Here is an 879-nt window from a genome sequence, read left to right as displayed (position 1 = left end):
ATCCGGGGCCGCGCCGGCGAAGTCCAGGCCGCACTCGCCGCCCTGGGCCCGGAGGGCGCGAAAGTGGGCCGCGGACATGCAGTCCGGCCGGCTGCCCGCAGTCGCCTCGATGCCCCCTGGCCTGCGCGTGATCTTCGAGGACGTCTACGCCCAGGCCATCTCCAACGCCTTCCTGCTGACCCTGCCGCTGGCCGTGCTGAGCATCGTGGCCGTGGTGCTGCTGCCGAACATCACCCTGGGCCGCCGCAACGCACAGGAGCAGCGTGCCGCACGGCAGCAGGCCTCCGCCGCCGCAGTGGGTCCCTCCACCGGGGCGCTCCCGCAGATCCGGGCACGGACCGGGGACACTGGAGCCCGGACCACGGCCGACCAGAAGGACCCGGACGGCCACGCCCGGTCTGCCGGACCCCGCAACGTCGCCGGACGCCGCAACGTCGCCGGACGCCCCCAGGACGGAGAGACCCCATGACCGACGCCCCGCCCACCCGCGGTGCCGCCGCCGAGCAGCCCGAGGAGTTCGAGGCGGCGATCCGCGACCTCGAGGGCTCCTTCGTCACCCTGGTCCGCCAGTACCGGCAGCTGGTGGCCCGCCACGCCGAGCAGCTCAGCCCGGGCATGTCCACCGGCGCGATGAAGGCGTTCCTGACGATCGTCAACGAGGCGCCCCTGTCCCCGTCCTGCCTCGCCGAGACGATGCTGGCCGACCGGGCCCAGATCTCCCGCTTCGTGAAGGAGCTGGAGTCCCTGGGCCTGATCACCCGCGAGGCGGACCCGAAGGACCGCCGCGCCGCCGTGCTCCGCCCCACGGACGAGGGGTTGCGCCGCCTGGCCGAGGTCCGCTCCGGTCCGGTCGGCGCGGCATGCGCCGCGACCTCGCCG

At 74.7% G+C, this 879-nt stretch carries 1 protein-coding gene and 1 pseudogene; both read left to right on the top strand.

Going from position 1 to position 879, the window contains the following annotated elements; all coding sequences use genetic code 11:
* Positions 1-469: pseudogene (locus tag AC2W7A_RS12915) on the top strand (hypothetical protein); the annotation flags it as partial.
* A partial coding sequence (locus tag AC2W7A_RS12910; RefSeq protein ID WP_485991677.1) for a MarR family winged helix-turn-helix transcriptional regulator occupies positions 466-879 on the top strand: 414 nt, incomplete at its 3' end. The pseudogene AC2W7A_RS12915 and the gene AC2W7A_RS12910, both read left to right, overlap by 4 nt.

The organism is Micrococcus sp. LASM2_SD2, assembly GCF_057364565.1.
This window is presented reverse-complemented; position numbering and strand designations above follow the sequence as displayed.